Origin of the sequence: Paenibacillus sp. Aloe-11 (genome assembly GCF_000245715.1) — a bacterium.
GTDB lineage: Bacteria > Bacillota > Bacilli > Paenibacillales > Paenibacillaceae > Paenibacillus > Paenibacillus kribbensis.
Window position 1 is genome coordinate 141,367 of record NZ_JH601056.1, and the last position, 16,282, is coordinate 157,648.

Sequence of the window (16,282 nt, forward strand, 5' to 3'; positions counted from 1 at the left end):
TTCATTGTTATCGGTTATATATAAACCAGTCGAATAAGGAACCCGTTACCTTTCCAAGTACCATCGCCATCAACAGGCCAAACATATACACGGACATATGAAGTCTCTTGGCCAGTATGGGCAGAAGATTTAATACCTCCGTTAAAGCTGCGGCGAGCAAACCAATAAACAATCCACAAAATAACCCGGGTATCCATGTAAAAAATTTAGGTAATGGCAAGCAGATATTCCAAAAATCAGCCACGGTTCCCACCACTGAACCTAAAACCATCGCCTTTTCGTATGCACGTGATTTTTTATATGTGCGGGTGAGCTGGGCCAATCGCGGCATGATATCCAGTACAATAAAAAACGCGATTACGCCGCTCCCCACTGCCAGACCTCCAGCGATGCCCAAAATAATCTGCAGCGCGCCCTGTACAAATGTCATGGCTGCTTATCCTTTGAATGCAGGCGGGCCATTTTTTCATATTCCTCCGCCACAACGTACTGATCCACATTTTCCTGATACAAATACATTTCCACCTCCAGCGGCGTCGGCTCCTCGTTCCACTTTTTTTTGAACAAATGATTGAAGAACACGATCATGCCAAAACCGATACCGATCGAGTAGGCAATTTGAAACAGGTACGGATGCTTATCCTTTTTCCCCGTAATCATCTCCACAATCCGAACCTGTACCTCCATCATGCTGACGTCGGCGTGAAAGTTCATAATCGTTAATGCAGAGCCAAAAAACAGAAGCACCCATACCAAAACGAACAGTATTTTGGATGGCTTACGGGGTTTTTCCACGACTTCCACAAGTACATGCGGCTTGCCAAGGGATTCGATTACAACACCCGGAATATGTTCTTTAATTTTGGAAATGATCTGCAGCATGTCCACCAGTATCAGGTTGCCGTCCTGCTTCTGCGGCCGTTTGAGAACAAGCTCAAGCAGCTCGTTTTCCCATTCGGGATCGGCTAGCAGATGGGCCACATCTCCCAAATGCAAATCCTGCCCTTGTATCATCCGCACACGGCTACGAAGCCGCAAGTATACTATAGGAGCCACTGTAGGAGCCGGACTATGAGTCATCCGATCCCCTCCTTATCCTCGTAATTACCGATTATTATGGAACGAAGCAAGCAAATCTATTCTTCGACTTGTCCTTTTTCCCACGCAAAAAAGAGTATCCCCTGCCATGAAAAATGGCCTCGGAATACTCTTTAGACTCACGTAGAAGGATTTCGCTAAATCCTGACTGCTATTATTGGGCAATTTGATCGCGGATCAGCTGCAAAATCTTTTTTTCCAGCCGGGATACCTGCACCTGGGAAATACCAAGTCGACTTGCAACCTCCGACTGGGTCTGATCCCGGTAATAACGCAGGTACACAATTAACCGCTCCCGCTCGGAAAGTCCGCCGATGGCCTCATTCAGAGCCAGCTTGTCAAACCATCTTTCCTGCGATTCGTCAGCAATCTGATCCATGAGCGTGATGGGGTCACCGTCATTTTCGAACACCGTTTCGTGAATCGAGGTAGGCGGCTTATTCGCTTCCTGCGCAAAAACAACATCCTCTGGCGTGACTCCCAGCTCATCGGCAACTTCCTTAACCGTAGGCAGTCGGTTGAGCCGTTTGGAAAGCTCGTCCTTCATTTTGCGGACCTTATTGGCCGTCTCCTTCAGGGAACGGCTAACCTTGAGAGTCCCGTCATCACGAAGAAACCGTTGAATCTCGCCAATAATCATCGGTACCGCATAAGTCGAGAATTTGACTTCATAGCTGAGATCAAATTTATCCACCGATTTTAACAAACCGATGCAACCAATTTGAAAAAGATCGTCAGGTTCATATCCCCGGTTCATAAAGCGCTGCACGACAGACCAAACGAGCCGGATATTACTATTGACCAACGTCTCACGTGCATCATTATCACCAGACTGACTTCGTGCAATGAGCCGCTTGACTTCCGCATCCTCCAAATAGCTGTGTGAAGTTTTTTTTCCTCCTGCTTCCATAGGACCAACCCCTAATTATATAAAGCTTTCTTGGATTCAATCCTTTTCTTCATCCGGACCGACGTGCCTCCGCCCGGCTCACTGACTGCCTCAAACTCATCCATGAAGTTTTCCATAATGGTAAAGCCCATACCTGAGCGTTCCAACTCAGGCTTGGATGTATACAGAGGCTGCTTGGCCAGCTCCAGATCCTCAATTCCCCGTCCTGCGTCTTCAATGACCAGCGTAATCACGTCTGCTTCAATGCCGACTTTAATCGTTACGACACCTGACGGATCACTGTCATATCCGTGAATAATACTGTTTGTCACTGCTTCAGACACCACGGTTTTCAAGTCGCTCAGCTCATCCATTGTAGGATCAAGCCTGGAAATAAAGGCTGCAACAGCCACACGGGCAAAAGCTTCATTCTCGGATTTGGCGGCAAACTGCAAGCTCATGAAATTGTTTCCTGTGCCTTCTCTCATGATACGACCTCCAGTTCCGTGAGCGCATTTCCCTCGTTGTCATATATAGGCATAATTTTAAACAACCCTGACATCTCCAGCAGTCGATATACTGGCGGATTGACATCACAGACGGCCATTTTCCCGCCCTTTTGCTTGATCAGCTTGTATCGGCCCAGGATAACACCAAGCCCTGAGCTGTCCATAAACTGAAGATTCTTCAGGCTGAGCACGATGTGCTCGCATTGCCGACGCTGAATCGCCTCATCCATTTGCATGCGGACCATGTCCGACGTATGGTGATCAAGCTCACCGGCTAGTCTCACAATCAGTACCCCCCGGTGATGCTCCATTTCAATTTGCAGGTTCATGCTTACTCACTCTCCTCCCGGTCTTGGACAAGGATTTCTACGCTGCCGCAGACGATTCCTGCCCTCCGACAAAACTAGAAGAAAACCCCGTCCAATCTACAAAGAAAACAGATTCGACATGGTGCGTTTTAACAATTTCCACCATCCGGCCTTCTCAATAGCCACAGGCGAAGTAATGTTAAACTCCTTTAACCGTTGACCATCCTGATAGACAACCAGCTTGCCGACCGGATCTCCTGCACGGACAGGTGCTTTGAGACTTGGAGCCAATTGCAGCTCATGACGCAGCGTTTGTTTAGTTCCACCTTTTTTCACCAGCACACTGTATGAGCGGTCTGCCTGTATTTTTAATTCTGGCAATACGCCTTTTTCAACTTTTACGCTTCCCAGCAAGTCACCCGGCTTGTATATGGATTTCATTGTATATTGAGAAAATGCGTAGTCAAACATCGATGATACTTCATTGTTGCGTATCTTGGTATTCGGCTCACCGAGCACGACGGCTACGACACGCAATCCATCACGCTTCGCCGTAGCGGAAAGACAAAATTTTGCTTCTGACGTATAGCCTGTTTTCAGCCCATCTGCTCCGGTGTAGAAGCGAACAAGCTTATTGGTATTCACCAGCCAAAAGGGCTTGACCGAGGATTTGCGCAAATAGTCCTGATATGCTCCTGTATACTTCGTAATTTGTGGATATTTCAACAGCTCCCGGCTCATTAGCGCAATATCATGCGCAGAAGAATAGTGATTTTTTACAGGTAAACCGTTGCAATTGGCAAAATGGGTATCCTTGAGTCCCAGTTGCTGCGCTTTGGCATTCATCAGCTCGACAAAAGCCTGCTCGGATCCTGCAATTTTCTCAGCCATGGCCACAGAAGCATCGTTCCCGGAAGCCATTGCAATTCCCTTTAACATCTCGTCAACCGTCATTTCTTCTCCCGGCTCCAGAAAAATTTGCGACCCACCCATCGAGGATGCATATTCGCTGGCCCGCACTTTATCGGTTAGCTTGAGCTTGCCGTTATCAATAGCTTCCATCGTCAGCAGCATCGTCATAATTTTGGTAATGCTCGCTGGGGGAAGCTTTTCACGACTGTTTTTTTCATAGATAACTGTGCCTGTATCTGCATCCATCAGGATCGCCGAGAGAGCCTCAGGAGCCAGCTCCGCCGCAGAGCCTCCCTTGGGTTTGCTTTCTTCGGCCCAACCGCCGACGGGGACAGCAGTCAAGGCCACGAGACAAGCCAGAATGAACGCCACCACTTTTTTCTTCACAATCGGTTCCCTCCTCAACATATTGGCGGAAAGCACCGGAGCCCGTATACTTGCCCCTCCGGCCTATTCGCGTGCTGCTAACCATTGTCGTCAGATTGGAAGAAAAATATTCCATATGGTTGATTATTCATTTTCTTAGCATGGACTGAGGATATGCACGAGAGAGGTTGCTCTAGGCTGTACAAAAAGATACGATTTGTATAAAATAGATACATAACGTATCAAGGTGGTGAAGACGTGAAGCATATACTCACAGTGGCCGGTTTACTGGCTTTTTCAATTCCTTATGCCTGTCAGGGCCTATCTCCCAGAGTCATCACAATTGCCCTGCTCATTCTGTTATTCAGCTATATCATGCTGCTGCCTTCACTCAAAACGATGATCGCAACTTTAGCAGACAATCCGTTGCTGACCTTGCTCATGATGTACATAGCCGCCTCCTGCTTATGGGCTGAACAGGAGCAGACCTCATCTATGCTGATGGTTCTCAAATTCCTTGCCTTCTCTACCTTCGGCCTTTATTTTGTTACCCACTACACAGCACAGGGCTGCATCCGCCTACTCGTCATTACATTAAGTATTTTGAGCGTACTCAATCTGTTGGCTGTTGTGCTCGTTCCCTCCTTTGCTATTCATGCAGGCGTAGAACATACTGGACTGTGGAAGGGGATCTCCGGTCATAAAAACACACTCGGGACCCTCTCTTTATTAAGTTTTGTTTCGCATGTCATATCCTTTTTCAAGGGAAAACACAAAGCTTTGCATATCGGCTTTATTCTGCTCAATGCCCTATTGCTCATTAAATGCCAATCTACCACCTCGTTGGTGCTGACATCCTCGCTGTTCGCATTTATTTTGTTTATATTGCTATTCAAAAGAATTCGAAGTGTCGCGTTGCGAGGTTTCTTCATTAGTACTTCCGGCCTGCTTGTGCTTTTGGGCTTGGTATTCGCCTTTACTTTTGGGGATGCGATTGCATCAGAGTTCGGAAAAACAACAACCTTGACCGGAAGGACAGAAATCTGGCAGGGAATCGCTGGTGCTATTCAGAGCCATTACTGGTTTGGTCATGGTTACGGCTCCTACTGGGCAGCCCGGCCCAGTATCTATGCGGGTGGAATCCGATTTGATCTGACAAGCAGCCATAGCGGCTTCCGGGATTTATGGATCGACGTGGGCCTCGCAGGACTCCTCGCCACGATCGCACTCGTTACAATCACCTTATTAAAATTCAGAATTGGCAAAGCAGATATGTATACATGGCTGACAGCAATGGTCTTTTTCCTATTCATCGTATTAAACAATATAACGGATAGTCGTTTTCTGAACTCATTATCCATCTACTGGATCATTTTTATGGTGATTGTCATCAAGGTGCAGGAGCGGCATAGACTGGCTGTAGCAGAAAAGACAAATTCGGCAGCATTGAGCACATCCCCACTTCATTAGAAGATATCACCACACTCAGGCAGCCCGAGGCAAAAAAGAACCCCGTATCCGAGCGCATCAAAAGACGCTCGGATATGGGGTTCTTTGGTTACATGCCCGCCATTTTGGCTCAGCGGCGCACCTTATCTACATTTGTGGAATAATCGCCAGTACAAGCTTCAAAAATTGCTCGCGTACCTTTTCCGCCGTCTCCATCACTTCACTATGGGACAGAGGCTGATTCAGAATGCCCGCTGCCATATTCGTGATACAGGAGAAACCGAGCACCTCAATGCCCGCATGACGGGCTACAATAACCTCAGACACAGTCGACATCCCCACCGCGTCTGCGCCCAGGGTACGCAGCATGACGATTTCAGCAGGCGTTTCATAGTTTGGTCCCAGCAGACCGGCATATACGCCTTCCTGCAAGCTGAAGCCCTGCTTAGCAGCTGTTTGTTTGGCAATTTCACGCAGACGGCGGCTGTACGCCTCTGACATGTCAGGGAAACGAACACCCAACCCCGCATCATTCGGTCCAATCAGCGGATTCTGTCCTGTCAGATTCAGATGATCCGAGATGACCATCAGATCGCCTGCCTGGTAGGATGTATTTACGCCACCTGCCGCATTCGTTACCAGCAGACTTTGAATACCCAGTTGCTTCATGACCCGAACAGGGAAAGCGGTTAGCTGCGGGCCATAGCCCTCGTACATGTGGAAGCGCCCCTTCATCATGACAACAGCGCGACCTTCAATCGTACCTAACAGTAATTCCCCCTCATGACCTTCTACCGTCGATACGGGAAAATGGGGAATTTCCTGATAGGGAATGCTAATTCCATCCTGAATCAAATCGGCCAGAATACCGAGACCCGATCCCAGAATAAGACCAATTTCCGGACGAATTCCGCTCTTGGAATGGATATAATCTGCTGCTTCCTGAATCATAGCTTGGTTGGCTGTTGACATCAATATCGCTCCTGACTTGTACAATCGTTAAGTTATAGTGCTCCTCACATTTTCTAATGACAGCAAAGCGTCATTACCGCAGCGTTACCGATGTTCCTTGCTTTCATGAGAAGTGCGGTTGCTGCCGTGCGGGTGATGCCTTTCATATACTTCCTTCATATTCCGTCTGGCCGTCTGCGCATAAACCTGCGTCGTAGACATATCGGCATGGCCCAGCATTTCCTGTACAGAGCGCAAATCGGCTCCGCCCTCCAGCATATGTACCGCAAAGGAATGCCGCAGCGTATGCGGCGTAATATCCTCGTTTATGCCTGCCTCCTGACCATACTTCTTAATTATTTTCCAGAAGCCCTGTCTACTAAGGCGCTGACCAGATACATTCAAGAACAGGGCTTCCTGCTCCGCCTGAGCTTCTTCGTCCTGCATGGGTCGCAGCAACGATGGGCGCTGCTCATCTATGTAGGTCTGCGACCACTGTGCCGCCTCACGGCTAATCGGCACTACACGCTCCTTGCCCGCCTCGCCGCCACAGTGAACAAAACGCAGATCGGTGCGCACATCATGCACGTTCAGAGCAATCAGCTCGGATACGCGGATGCCTGTTGCATACAGCAGTTCCAGCATCGCCTTATCCCGTGCCCCCTGCGGGGTAGTCACGTCCGGAGCTGACAGCAAACGCTCTATTTCATCCTGCGTGAGCACCGAGGGCTTCTTTTTGGTCGCTTTCGGCAGCTCTAGCAGAACAGACGGATCTTGGCCTGCAATTCCCTCCCGAATCAAAAAATGAAAAAAGGAGCGAATGGAGGCAACGCTGCGAGAGATCGTCGCCGCTGCTTTCCCCTGTTCCTTCAAACGTCCCAAATACAGCACCAAATGTGACCGCTGGACGTTGTCCGGCTGCTGAAGGCCACAGGTTTCCGTGAACTCGGCGAACTGCTGTATGTCCCGATGATACGCTTCCAATGTGCTGCGCGACAAGCCCTTTTCCTCTTCCATATATCGAACGAAAGGTTGAATATACATTTTCATGAGTAGCAAAAGTCTCCTTGTTCTACCTACAGCGATTCATGGCTATTCCCCATACCAGTAAAAAAAACGCAAACGCTCCAACAACACCATCTGGTGCTCAGTTCCCTCAGAAAATGCCTGTCCGCCAATTACCTTAACTGCATGCCCTTCTGGTATCCGGTAATGATCCACAGGTGTTATCCAATCTGTAAACAATCTGAGGCTATAAAAGAACATGCATGCCAAAGCCCCGAACAGTATGACTATACGCAGCCATTTTAATACGTTTCGCATCGATATAACCATGTGGATCAGCCGCCTTTTCCCAGAATATAGAACCTATCAGGCTCTCTAAGGCAAGGATATGACAAGCTATTCCTTTTTATACCGCTTGATCCTGTGCAGCCATCCCGAACTAAAAGTTCCGGACTAAAAAGTTCCAGACTAAAAAGTCTCGAGCCAAAAAAGTCCCGAACTAAAAAGCTCCCCCCGAACGCGTTAATCCTGAGATTTGTTTTTCCTGGTTTTGCCCAAAGACTTTTGAGCAGTCGTATCGTTCTTCGCCTTGCAACGATAGCAAATACCGTGAAAGTCCAAACGATGGTCCACTACGGTAAAATTAAATTCCCGTTCCAGACGCTCTTCCAACGGCCCAAGCCAATCCTCCAGTATTTCATCTACACTGCCGCACTGCACACATATCAAATGGTGGTGGTGATGCTTGGACGTATCGCCACGCAAATCATAACGAGCCACGCCATCACCAAAATTAATTTTCTCCACGACATGCAGTTCACTTAGCAGTTCTAGGGTACGGTATACGGTTGCCAGACCGATTTCGGGAGCTTTCTCTTTGACGAGCATAAATACATCTTCCGCACTCAGATGATCATCTTCGTTCTCAAGTAAAACTCTAACGGTGGCTTCCCGCTGAGGCGTTAGTTTGTAGCCCTGGGATTGCAGTTGCTGCTTAATTTTTTCGATCCGTGCTTCCATTTGCTGCTTAATTTTTTCGATCCGTGCTTCCATGTGTCTCCCTCCCCCTGCAAAGCTACTGCCTACTGCACTTTTTTTCACTCCTATTATTATAGGGGGTCTATACAAATAAAGTCAAACATTTTGAAACAGGTTAGGATGGTACGGAAGCCGTTAGCATGGGAGTGACCCATTGCATCATAACCGGGGTGATCCAGGTTTCAAAGGACGCGCTACCGACGAGAAGCAGCATCATTACCGCCGTCAGTCCTGCGTAAGACAGCAAAGGACGCAGCATCCCGTCAGACGGGCGGGTAGCAAGTATTTTAGTTTTGATCATATGAATGGAAAAGGTCATCGCAGCCACACTGCACACAAGCAGCACCGGAATCACAAGCAGGTTATGAGGAGCTACCGAGACGAGGGAAAATAACAGCCCTTTCCACGAGTATTGCCCTACTAAATAGCCCACTGAAAATCCGATTAGTACACCCTTGAGAAAATCCAGCACGAGAATACCGGGAAGACCGATGACCGAAAGGCCGCACACCCAAATTAAACCGACCCATTTCAAATGCAGAGACACGCTATCCCAAAAGGTCGAGGCCGCCTGTGGATCAGCAAAGCCCTGCTCGTTTTGATTGACCGTCGCAAAAAAATCCTTTAGATAACGCGACAAATCCTGCAGCTGCTCCAGCGAGAGCGCATTAACCATCAGTGCGCCAAAGACAACCCCCACCAGAAACAGCACAGCCAAAAAAACATAATACGGCGTCTGGTCTTTTAACGTATGACGAAACCATTGCATCGGCGTCCTGCCCCTTTCATCTGCTTGTTTGTCCAAAAAACAACCGGAATCCGACAGCTGATGGCCATGAATGGAGGCAGTAAAGATTCGTAAAAGATGTGCCAAGCCAGCGGCGGCATAGATATTTTTAAGGTTATTTTATGGTTATGAACAAGCAAATGCTGATATGACTTTATCGGGACATGACTTTGCTAGGACTTGGCTATTTTGCCGTATGTTCCGCCACCGCCGGACACGAGAGAGAGTCGTCCCTCACGGGACAGAATAATTTGCTCTGCCAATACTTCCCCGACAACGGCCGCCAGGTCACCCTGATTGACCTTATGCAATATATTCATTTCCGTCCCAAACGCGGTCAGCAGATGATTCAGCTTGGCTTTGCCCAGACCGGGGATAAACTCAAGCGGAATCTGATAAATGTACGGCGGGCGATGTGAGGGAATCACGGGCTGTTCACGGTCGGCAATGCTCCATATTCGATCCAGCACGCCCCGCACCAGCTTGGGGTGACCACAATCAGGACAACGTTCGTCCACCATCTGTTGCTCGTCAATAATCGTACCGCAGCTTTGACAGTAAGAACGGTGGTATTTGCCCAGCTTGGGGTTTAATCCGTAGTTGGCACACACCCTTCGTCCTTCCCGCCGCTCCAAAGCCATTCTGAATTCATCAAAGCACGGCTTCGTGAGCGATAATTTGTTGTATTCTCGTCCGATTTTCCCAAGTGAATGGGCATCAGAATTGGTAATAAAACTGAAACGATCCAGCTCCGAGATCATTCCGGCCATGGATGAATCTGCGCTTAGCCCCAGCTCCACTCCACTGATGAGCTCCATATCGAGCAGTTCTTCCATTCGGGCCGCAGAGCTGCCGTAAATGCCCTTATGAGGGGTAAACACGTGCGCAGGCACCATGATGCCTCCACGCCCGTAAATTTGCTGCTGTAATTCGCGTGGCGGTGCGTAGATGCGTTGTGAGCTGAGATTGACATTTTTCATATGTCGGGCCATCCATTGCGTAAAATCCTCCATCACCGCCAAATTTGGAAAGTAGGCCAATACATGCGCTTCGGGGCGTCCTTCGGCTCGGATTTCCAGCTCCGTGCCTAGCAGAACCACCGTATCACGGTAGGCGATGCCGCCGCCGCTGATTTCCGTCATTTCCCCTGTATGCAAATAAGCTCGAATATCTTCCTGCACATTCGGTGCGTGGCAATCAATGATCCCGATCAGCCCGATCCCTTTGCGACCGGAGGCTTCCTTGGCAATGTTAGCGAAGGTCAGATCACGGCTGCCACTGATTTTCACCGGATTTCCCTTCTCTGTTCTGCCAATATGAATATGGAGGTCAGCGAAATAGTCTGTAAGTTCTACCTTATTTCCGTTCATATTGCTTGGAAGCTCCCTGTGTGCTGCTGGAGCTGCCATGCATAGACAGCCAAAATCGTTTTGGCATCGCTTATCCGTCCTTCACGAATGAGCGCCTGTGCTTCTTCCAGCGTCACCTCAAACAGCTCCAGAAATTCATCCTCATCCGGCTCCATTTCCCCTAGCTCCAGCTCTTCGGTCACATATAGATGTATGATTTCATCCGCAAAGCCGGGGGAAGTATAAAAGGAATGCAGCAGCTTTAACGACTTGGCATTATAACCTGTCTCTTCTCTCAGCTCACGTCTCGCCGCCTCCATCGGGTCTTCGCCTCGCTCCAGCTTGCCTGCTGGAATTTCCACCTCACATCGTCCCATAGCCTGTCTGTACTGGTCCACGACCAGCATTTTCCCCTGATGCAGTGCCAATACAGCCACTGCACCCGGATGCTTTACGATTTCACGCTTTCCAGTAGAGCCGTCGGGTAGCTCTACGGTGTCCACCTGTAACGTAATGACCTTTCCTTCAAAAATCGGCTGCGTAGACACCGTCTTTTCCTCAAGCGCAGGATTCGAATATAGCTTGCGATGCAAATCGTTCGTGTGGTGATTCACTTGGTCGCTCATTGAATATGTCTCCTTCTTCGTCATCTATCTTTTTCTTTATCTATTATCGCCAACGATAGTCTAACTTGTCCACTTCGGACATATGCTGGTGGTATAATAAACTTCCTGTGATAAGGAGCTACTGAGATGAAAAGCTACCGTACCGAAACCACCCTCCATATTGTCGGCAAAGCCTGGCAGATTCAAGCTCTCTTGCGTCAATGGCAAAAGGAACACGGTCCCTCAGCCACCATTGCTTCGCTGACGGTTCCAAAAAAGGTTCAGGTCTAAAAACAAGGAACGATATTCCCGTCTTTAGCCTGAACCTCTTTGTGCATAGGATACAAGTTTTACTTTGCTGTCTCCTGAATCAGAGCTACAACGACTTCAGCAACCTTTACCAGATCATCAGCCTTGATTTTTTCCTCTGTTGTATGAATGTTCTGGTAGCCCACAGCCAGATTAACCGTTGGAATCCCCAGTCCGTTGAATACATTGGCATCTGACCCACCACCGGAATGGAAGGTCGATGTTGGTAATCCCAGCCCTTGAATCGCACGCTGTGCTACCTGCACAACCTCATCATGCTCCGTAAAGCTGAATGCCGGATAGATCACCTCACTGCGGAACTCACCCTGTGCGCCAAATTCACGCGCTGTAGTTTCCAGTGCTTCACGCATATGCTGGATTTGATAGTTAACCTTTTCCTGCACAATACTGCGTGCCTCTGCGCGAATCAGGACAAAATCGCATACAATATTCGTTGCCCCACCGCCTTCGAAGCTGCCGATGTTGGCAGTGGTTTCTTTATCGATTCGGCCCAGCTTCATATTGGAAATCGCTTTGGATGCGACTTGAATGGCACTAATGCCGTCTTCAGGATTCACGCCCGCGTGAGCGGATTTCCCTGTAATCTTCATTTCAATACGTGCCTGCGTAGGTGCAGCTATACAAATGGAACCCACTTCCCCATTGGAATCCAAAGCATACCCGAAGTCCGAATCCAGCACTTCCGGCTTCATCGCCCGCGCACCCATCAGACCGGATTCCTCACCAGCTGTAATAACGAATTGAATTTGACCATGGGGAATGTTCTGCTCGCGCACGACGCGAATTGCCTCAAACAGGGCAGCAATACCCGCCTTGTCGTCCGATCCCAGAATCGTTGAACCGTCACTGCGAATCCAGCCATCTTCACCCAACTGCGGCTTAATACCTTTGCCCGGAGTAACGGTATCCATGTGGCAGGTAAAAAACAATTTGGGTGCTTTCTCCACACCTTCCGCTTTCCAGGTGACAATCAGATTGCCTGAGCCATGTCCGGTTCTTTCACGGGAATCGTCTTCCGTTACCTCCAGCCCAAGCGCATTAAATTTTTCTTTTAAAACACGTGCTATTTCCTGCTCATACTTCGTTTCGCTGTCCACCTGTACCAGTTCCATAAATTCCTGTACGATTCGATCTCTCACTACGTTTGCTCTCATTAAACTTTCCTCTCTTTCCCGTTTACGCTACAATACGAATAGATGGTCTTATCTATGACTTAAACCTTTACAAAAGGAGTTACACATGTCTAACAAAAAATGGGTTCGTTTTTTCGTTTATGTTATGCTCGCTGCTATGATTGGCTCTACACTGTTCATGGTCATCGAGCCGTTCATTATGCCACTATAATGGACAACAACTACGCTCATAGTATCTGGCCGCCTCATGGCTCGATAAAGGCTGTGAGCGGACAAGCTGTTGTGAATGCAAACAGGCGGGCTGTCGTGTCAATCACGTAATAGCCCGCCTTATCTTTATGTTTAGGAATGCGCTTGCCATTCCGCAGCAAACGAAAATTGCTGTTCGAAGTGCGGAACAATTTCCTTCGCAATTTGCTCCACCGAAAAAGTCTGCTGTGTACAGTCCTCCAGTGAAGTCACTCCGTATTCCTGAATGCCACATGGGACAATACCTTTAAAGCCCTCATGCTGAATCCCTGATTTGATGTTGAAGGCGAAGCCGTGACTGGTTATAAAGCCCCGACGGTGCTTGCACTTGTTGAATTTCACACCAATGGCGGCAATTTTAAGATTCCCGACCCACACCCCTGTATATTCAGGCTTACGATTCCCCTCAATCCCGTGAGCTGCCAGCAGTCGAATGATCACTTCTTCCAAACTCCGAAGGTAACCGTGCAGATTCAACTCCTCCCGATTACCGAGCATAAGCAGAGGGTATCCGACAAGTTGTCCTGGCCCATGATATGTAATGTCTCCCCCACGGTCAATCTGAAAGACGCTAATTCCCTGAGCTTCCAGTTGCTCGGGTGTGAGCAGCAAATGCTCGGGATGCCGCTGAGAGCCAATCGTGTAGGTCGGCGGGTGCTGGAGAAGCATAAGCGTTTCCCTCGCTTCTCCAGCATCCAGCTTCCCTACGATCTCCTTCTGAACGTCCCATGCATGAGCATATTCCATTCTATCTATATAGGTTACTTCGAGCGGTCGTCTGTCCACGGCCTGTCACTTCCTCCCCGTCCATTTACCCAAATGTTCGGATGACCCAGCTGTTCGGAAAATTAGTACAGCTTCGTATCCAAGGTGTAGCCTTCCAGGTTTTCTTTGACCCGTTGCAGGAATCGTCCGCAAATGACACCGTCCAGAATGCGATGATCCAGCGACAAGCACAGATTAGCCATCGAGCGAACCGCAATCATATCATCAATGACCACCGGTCTTTTGACGATGGATTCAAAGGTGAGGATTGCTGCCTGCGGATAGTTGATCACCGGATAAGACAGAATTGAACCAAAGGAGCCTGTGTTGTTAACGGTGAACGTTCCGCCCTGCATATCATCCAGTTTGAGCGTTCCCTCCCGTGTTTTACGAGCCAAATCCTCGATTTCACGAGCCAGTCCAGCAATATTTTTCTGATCCGCTTTTTTGATGACAGGGGTGAGGACTGAATCCTCCGTACCCACAGCCAGCGAAATATTGATGTCTCTTTTGATGATAATTTTATCCACTGCCCACACCGAGTTCATGATCGGATATTCCTTGATCGCATTCACGACTGCTTTCATGAGGAAAGCAAGGTACGTAATGTTGATCCCTTCTTTTTGCTTGAACTCGTTTTTGACCTTGTTGCGGAGCATCACCAGATTGGTCACATCCACCTCTATCATCGTCCAGGCATGTGGAATTTCTGAAACGCTTTGCCGCATATTGCGTGCAATCGCACTCCGAATAGGTGTGACATCAATAAAATATTCTGACCTGTTATGGCTGTCACCCTCAACCTCAATCATAGGAACCTTTGGAGCCTCCGTTAAATGAATACCGCTGTTGCGTACCGGAATAGCAGGGTCCATATTTTGAATCGGTGTACTCTGCTGAGCGGCAGAAGGCTGTATTCCAGTAAAAGGCGAGCCTTGTCCCTGCGCCGTTCCGGTTGGCTGTTCTGGTACTACAGCCTGAGCAGAGCCGCCCTGCTGCACATAATTCAGGACATCCTTGCGGGTAATTCGTCCCCCCATGCCCGTGCCCGGTACTCGGCTTAAGTCCACATTGTGCTCAGCAGCCAACGTTTGTACCGCCGGGGAAAAACGTCCCCGCATCGACTGATCAGAAGCAGCTCCCTGCTGAGCTTGTGTATTGCTAGGGGCTGCTGGTGCAGCAGAAGTTGCTGATACCGCAGGTGCAGCCGACTTGGTCTGGATACGGCAAATCAACTCACCTACTGCTACCGTCTGACCTTCTTCTGCTAACAGATCCCCCATAATTCCGTCCAATGTGGATGGGATTTCCGCGTTTACTTTATCTGTAATGACCTCGCAAATCGGTTCAAACTGCTCCACCGTGTCGCCAGGTTGTTTCAGCCATTTGGCAATAGTCGCCGATACGAGCGATTCTGCCAATTGAGGCATGGTCACGTCGTTCCATTGTGTTTGGTCTGACATTTTTTCAGCTCCTTAACATCATAGGAGGGCGCGTTTTACCGCTGCCCTCGCTACACTTTTGGAATGCTTTCGTCCAATCTGCTCCATTCTAAAACATGGCAAGACGACGCATGGCTTCCTTCACTTTGTCCTTGTTCAACATATAAAATTTCTCCATGGGTGGACTGATCGGCATAGCTGGTACATCAGGAGCGCACAGCCGCTCAATCGGGGCATCCAGCTCGAATAAACATTCCTCATTAATAATGGCCGATACCTCAGCGCCGATGCCGCCCGTTTTGTTGTCCTCATGCACGATAAGTACCTTGCCGGTATGGCGTGCAGCCTCAATAATGGCCTGACGATCCAGCGGCTGGAGTGTGCGCAAATCCACAACGTGTGCGGTAATGCCCTCTTCCTTCTCCAGTTCCTCCGCAGCCTGCATCACAAAATGCAGCGGCTGGCTGTAGCCAATAACCGTAATATCGTCACCTTCACGCAATAGATTGGCCTTGCCAATCGGTACGATATAATCATCCTCAGGCACTTCACCCTTAATCAGCTTGTAGGATTTTTTGTTTTCAAAAAACAGCACCGGATCAGGGTCACGAATGGCAGCCTTTAGCAATCCTTTGGCGTCATAAGGCGTAAAAGGAGCTACAATTTTCAGACCCGGCGTACCAAAAAAGATCGACTCTGGACACTGCGAGTGATACAAGCCGCCAAAAATACCCCCACCGATTGGCGCGCGGATGACAACAGGACAATTCCAGTCGTTGTTAGAGCGATAGCGGATTTTAGCCGCTTCACTAATAATTTGGTTCGTCGCCGGAAGCATAAAGTCCGAGTATTGCATTTCGGCAATCGGCTTCATTCCGTACATGGCTGCACCAATCGCAACCCCGGCAATTGCCGACTCTGCCAATGGCGTATCCATGACACGCTGCTCGCCGAATTGCTCCATAAGACCCTTGGTCGTCGTAAAGACGCCACCCTTCACACCGACATCCTCGCCTAGTACAAAAACCGTTTCATCCTGCTCCATTTCTTCTTTCATGGCCAGGCGAATCGCATCAATATATTCCATAATCGCCATA

At 48.8% G+C, this 16,282-nt stretch carries 20 protein-coding genes; 3 read left to right on the plus strand and 17 right to left on the minus strand.

Annotated features, from left to right (window positions below; translation table 11 throughout):
• Positions 1-7: 7 nt before the first annotated feature.
• From WG8_RS14130 to WG8_RS14155, 6 genes are all read right to left on the minus strand, one after another.
• Entirely contained in the window at positions 8-430 is a 423-nt protein-coding gene (locus WG8_RS14130; RefSeq protein WP_007430884.1) for a stage V sporulation protein AB, read from the minus strand.
• Positions 427-1,080, minus strand: a complete 654-nt coding sequence (locus tag WG8_RS14135) for a stage V sporulation protein AA (RefSeq protein WP_007430885.1) — start codon at positions 1,078-1,080, stop codon at positions 427-429. Before WG8_RS14135 ends, WG8_RS14130 begins: the two co-directional genes overlap by 4 nt.
• Positions 1,081-1,252: 172 nt before the next feature.
• Positions 1,253-2,008: an RNA polymerase sporulation sigma factor SigF gene (sigF, locus tag WG8_RS14140; protein WP_007430886.1), complete on the minus strand. Its 756-nt coding sequence runs from the start codon at positions 2,006-2,008 to the stop codon at positions 1,253-1,255.
• Positions 2,009-2,019: 11 nt separating this feature from the next.
• Positions 2,020-2,475: an anti-sigma F factor gene (spoIIAB, locus tag WG8_RS14145; protein WP_007430887.1), complete on the minus strand. Its 456-nt coding sequence runs from the start codon at positions 2,473-2,475 to the stop codon at positions 2,020-2,022.
• Positions 2,472-2,825, minus strand: a complete 354-nt coding sequence (gene spoIIAA, locus WG8_RS14150) for an anti-sigma F factor antagonist (RefSeq protein WP_007430888.1) — start codon at positions 2,823-2,825, stop codon at positions 2,472-2,474. Before spoIIAA ends, spoIIAB begins: the two co-directional genes overlap by 4 nt.
• A gap of 96 nt (positions 2,826-2,921) precedes the next feature.
• Entirely contained in the window at positions 2,922-4,103 is a 1,182-nt protein-coding gene (locus tag WG8_RS14155) for a D-alanyl-D-alanine carboxypeptidase family protein (RefSeq protein WP_007430889.1), read from the minus strand.
• 237 nt (positions 4,104-4,340) lie between these two features.
• Here WG8_RS14155 and WG8_RS14160 point away from each other — a divergent pair, with 237 nt between their 5' ends.
• Positions 4,341-5,552, plus strand: a complete 1,212-nt coding sequence (locus tag WG8_RS14160; RefSeq protein WP_007430890.1) for an O-antigen ligase family protein — start codon at positions 4,341-4,343, stop codon at positions 5,550-5,552.
• A gap of 126 nt (positions 5,553-5,678) precedes the next feature.
• Here WG8_RS14160 and WG8_RS14165 read toward each other — a convergent pair whose 3' ends face one another.
• From WG8_RS14165 to WG8_RS14195, 7 genes are all read right to left on the minus strand, one after another.
• A complete protein-coding gene (locus tag WG8_RS14165) occupies positions 5,679-6,503 on the minus strand; it encodes a purine-nucleoside phosphorylase (RefSeq protein ID WP_007430891.1) in 825 nt (274 codons plus the stop codon).
• An 84-nt stretch (positions 6,504-6,587) separates the two neighbouring features.
• Positions 6,588-7,532 (minus strand): site-specific tyrosine recombinase XerD, encoded by a 945-nt coding sequence (gene xerD, locus WG8_RS14170; protein ID WP_007430892.1) that lies wholly within the window; start codon positions 7,530-7,532, stop codon positions 6,588-6,590.
• Between the two features lie 42 nt (positions 7,533-7,574).
• A complete protein-coding gene (locus WG8_RS14175) occupies positions 7,575-7,817 on the minus strand; it encodes a YqzK family protein (protein ID WP_007430893.1) in 243 nt (80 codons plus the stop codon).
• A 192-nt stretch (positions 7,818-8,009) separates the two neighbouring features.
• Complete coding sequence (gene fur, locus WG8_RS14180; RefSeq protein WP_043891159.1) at positions 8,010-8,507, minus strand: ferric iron uptake transcriptional regulator; 498 nt, start codon at positions 8,505-8,507, stop codon at positions 8,010-8,012.
• A 133-nt stretch (positions 8,508-8,640) separates the two neighbouring features.
• The gene (gene spoIIM, locus WG8_RS14185; protein WP_007430895.1) at positions 8,641-9,294 is read right to left on the minus strand and encodes a stage II sporulation protein M; all 654 of its coding nucleotides are present in this window, start codon (positions 9,292-9,294) and stop codon (positions 8,641-8,643) included.
• Between the two features lie 191 nt (positions 9,295-9,485).
• Complete coding sequence (locus WG8_RS14190) at positions 9,486-10,682, minus strand: endonuclease Q family protein (RefSeq protein WP_007430896.1); 1,197 nt, start codon at positions 10,680-10,682, stop codon at positions 9,486-9,488.
• Positions 10,679-11,287 (minus strand): NUDIX domain-containing protein, encoded by a 609-nt coding sequence (locus WG8_RS14195; RefSeq protein ID WP_007430897.1) that lies wholly within the window; start codon positions 11,285-11,287, stop codon positions 10,679-10,681. Before WG8_RS14195 ends, WG8_RS14190 begins: the two co-directional genes overlap by 4 nt.
• Before the next feature lie 126 nt (positions 11,288-11,413).
• Here WG8_RS14195 and mciZ point away from each other — a divergent pair, with 126 nt between their 5' ends.
• Positions 11,414-11,557, plus strand: coding sequence for a Z-ring formation inhibitor MciZ (mciZ, locus tag WG8_RS26590; RefSeq protein ID WP_007430898.1), 144 nt, complete (start codon positions 11,414-11,416; stop codon positions 11,555-11,557).
• A gap of 59 nt (positions 11,558-11,616) precedes the next feature.
• Here mciZ and WG8_RS14200 read toward each other — a convergent pair whose 3' ends face one another.
• Positions 11,617-12,750, minus strand: a complete 1,134-nt coding sequence (locus WG8_RS14200) for a tripeptidase T (RefSeq protein WP_007430899.1) — start codon at positions 12,748-12,750, stop codon at positions 11,617-11,619.
• A gap of 85 nt (positions 12,751-12,835) precedes the next feature.
• Here WG8_RS14200 and prli42 point away from each other — a divergent pair, with 85 nt between their 5' ends.
• Positions 12,836-12,940 (plus strand): stressosome-associated protein Prli42, encoded by a 105-nt coding sequence (gene prli42 / locus WG8_RS26950; RefSeq protein WP_016822268.1) that lies wholly within the window; start codon positions 12,836-12,838, stop codon positions 12,938-12,940.
• A gap of 131 nt (positions 12,941-13,071) precedes the next feature.
• Here the strand turns inward: prli42 and lipB are convergent, their stop codons facing one another.
• The 3 genes from lipB to WG8_RS14215 form a co-directional block, all read right to left on the minus strand.
• The gene (gene lipB / locus WG8_RS14205; RefSeq protein ID WP_007430900.1) at positions 13,072-13,764 is read right to left on the minus strand and encodes a lipoyl(octanoyl) transferase LipB; all 693 of its coding nucleotides are present in this window, start codon (positions 13,762-13,764) and stop codon (positions 13,072-13,074) included.
• A gap of 62 nt (positions 13,765-13,826) precedes the next feature.
• Positions 13,827-15,206 (minus strand): dihydrolipoamide acetyltransferase family protein, encoded by a 1,380-nt coding sequence (locus WG8_RS14210; RefSeq protein ID WP_007430901.1) that lies wholly within the window; start codon positions 15,204-15,206, stop codon positions 13,827-13,829.
• A gap of 88 nt (positions 15,207-15,294) precedes the next feature.
• The gene (locus WG8_RS14215) at positions 15,295-16,281 is read right to left on the minus strand and encodes an alpha-ketoacid dehydrogenase subunit beta (protein WP_007430902.1); all 987 of its coding nucleotides are present in this window, start codon (positions 16,279-16,281) and stop codon (positions 15,295-15,297) included.
• Position 16,282 lies beyond the last annotated feature (1 nt).

What these genes read in the sequence shown, in the direction of transcription:
- prli42 (WP_016822268.1), top strand. Translation starts at nt 12,836, where the DNA reads ATGTCTAACAAAAAATGGGTTCGTTTTTTCGTTTATGTTATGCTCGCT.
- WG8_RS14165 (WP_007430891.1), bottom strand. Translation starts at nt 6,503, where the DNA reads ATGTCAACAGCCAACCAAGCTATGATTCAGGAAGCAGCAGATTATATC.
- xerD (WP_007430892.1), bottom strand. Translation starts at nt 7,532, where the DNA reads ATGAAAATGTATATTCAACCTTTCGTTCGATATATGGAAGAGGAAAAG.
- WG8_RS14135 (WP_007430885.1), bottom strand. Translation starts at nt 1,080, where the DNA reads ATGACTCATAGTCCGGCTCCTACAGTGGCTCCTATAGTATACTTGCGG.
- WG8_RS14190 (WP_007430896.1), bottom strand. Translation starts at nt 10,682, where the DNA reads ATGAACGGAAATAAGGTAGAACTTACAGACTATTTCGCTGACCTCCAT.
- WG8_RS14130 (WP_007430884.1), bottom strand. Translation starts at nt 430, where the DNA reads ATGACATTTGTACAGGGCGCGCTGCAGATTATTTTGGGCATCGCTGGA.
- WG8_RS14210 (WP_007430901.1), bottom strand. Translation starts at nt 15,206, where the DNA reads ATGTCAGACCAAACACAATGGAACGACGTGACCATGCCTCAATTGGCA.
- spoIIM (WP_007430895.1), bottom strand. Translation starts at nt 9,294, where the DNA reads ATGCAATGGTTTCGTCATACGTTAAAAGACCAGACGCCGTATTATGTT.
- mciZ (WP_007430898.1), top strand. Translation starts at nt 11,414, where the DNA reads ATGAAAAGCTACCGTACCGAAACCACCCTCCATATTGTCGGCAAAGCC.
- spoIIAB (WP_007430887.1), bottom strand. Translation starts at nt 2,475, where the DNA reads ATGAGAGAAGGCACAGGAAACAATTTCATGAGCTTGCAGTTTGCCGCC.
- sigF (WP_007430886.1), bottom strand. Translation starts at nt 2,008, where the DNA reads ATGGAAGCAGGAGGAAAAAAAACTTCACACAGCTATTTGGAGGATGCG.
- WG8_RS14215 (WP_007430902.1), bottom strand. Translation starts at nt 16,281, where the DNA reads ATGGCGATTATGGAATATATTGATGCGATTCGCCTGGCCATGAAAGAA.
- spoIIAA (WP_007430888.1), bottom strand. Translation starts at nt 2,825, where the DNA reads ATGAACCTGCAAATTGAAATGGAGCATCACCGGGGGGTACTGATTGTG.
- WG8_RS14175 (WP_007430893.1), bottom strand. Translation starts at nt 7,817, where the DNA reads ATGGTTATATCGATGCGAAACGTATTAAAATGGCTGCGTATAGTCATA.
- fur (WP_043891159.1), bottom strand. Translation starts at nt 8,507, where the DNA reads ATGGAAGCACGGATCGAAAAAATTAAGCAGCAACTGCAATCCCAGGGC.
- WG8_RS14195 (WP_007430897.1), bottom strand. Translation starts at nt 11,287, where the DNA reads ATGAGCGACCAAGTGAATCACCACACGAACGATTTGCATCGCAAGCTA.
- WG8_RS14200 (WP_007430899.1), bottom strand. Translation starts at nt 12,750, where the DNA reads ATGAGAGCAAACGTAGTGAGAGATCGAATCGTACAGGAATTTATGGAA.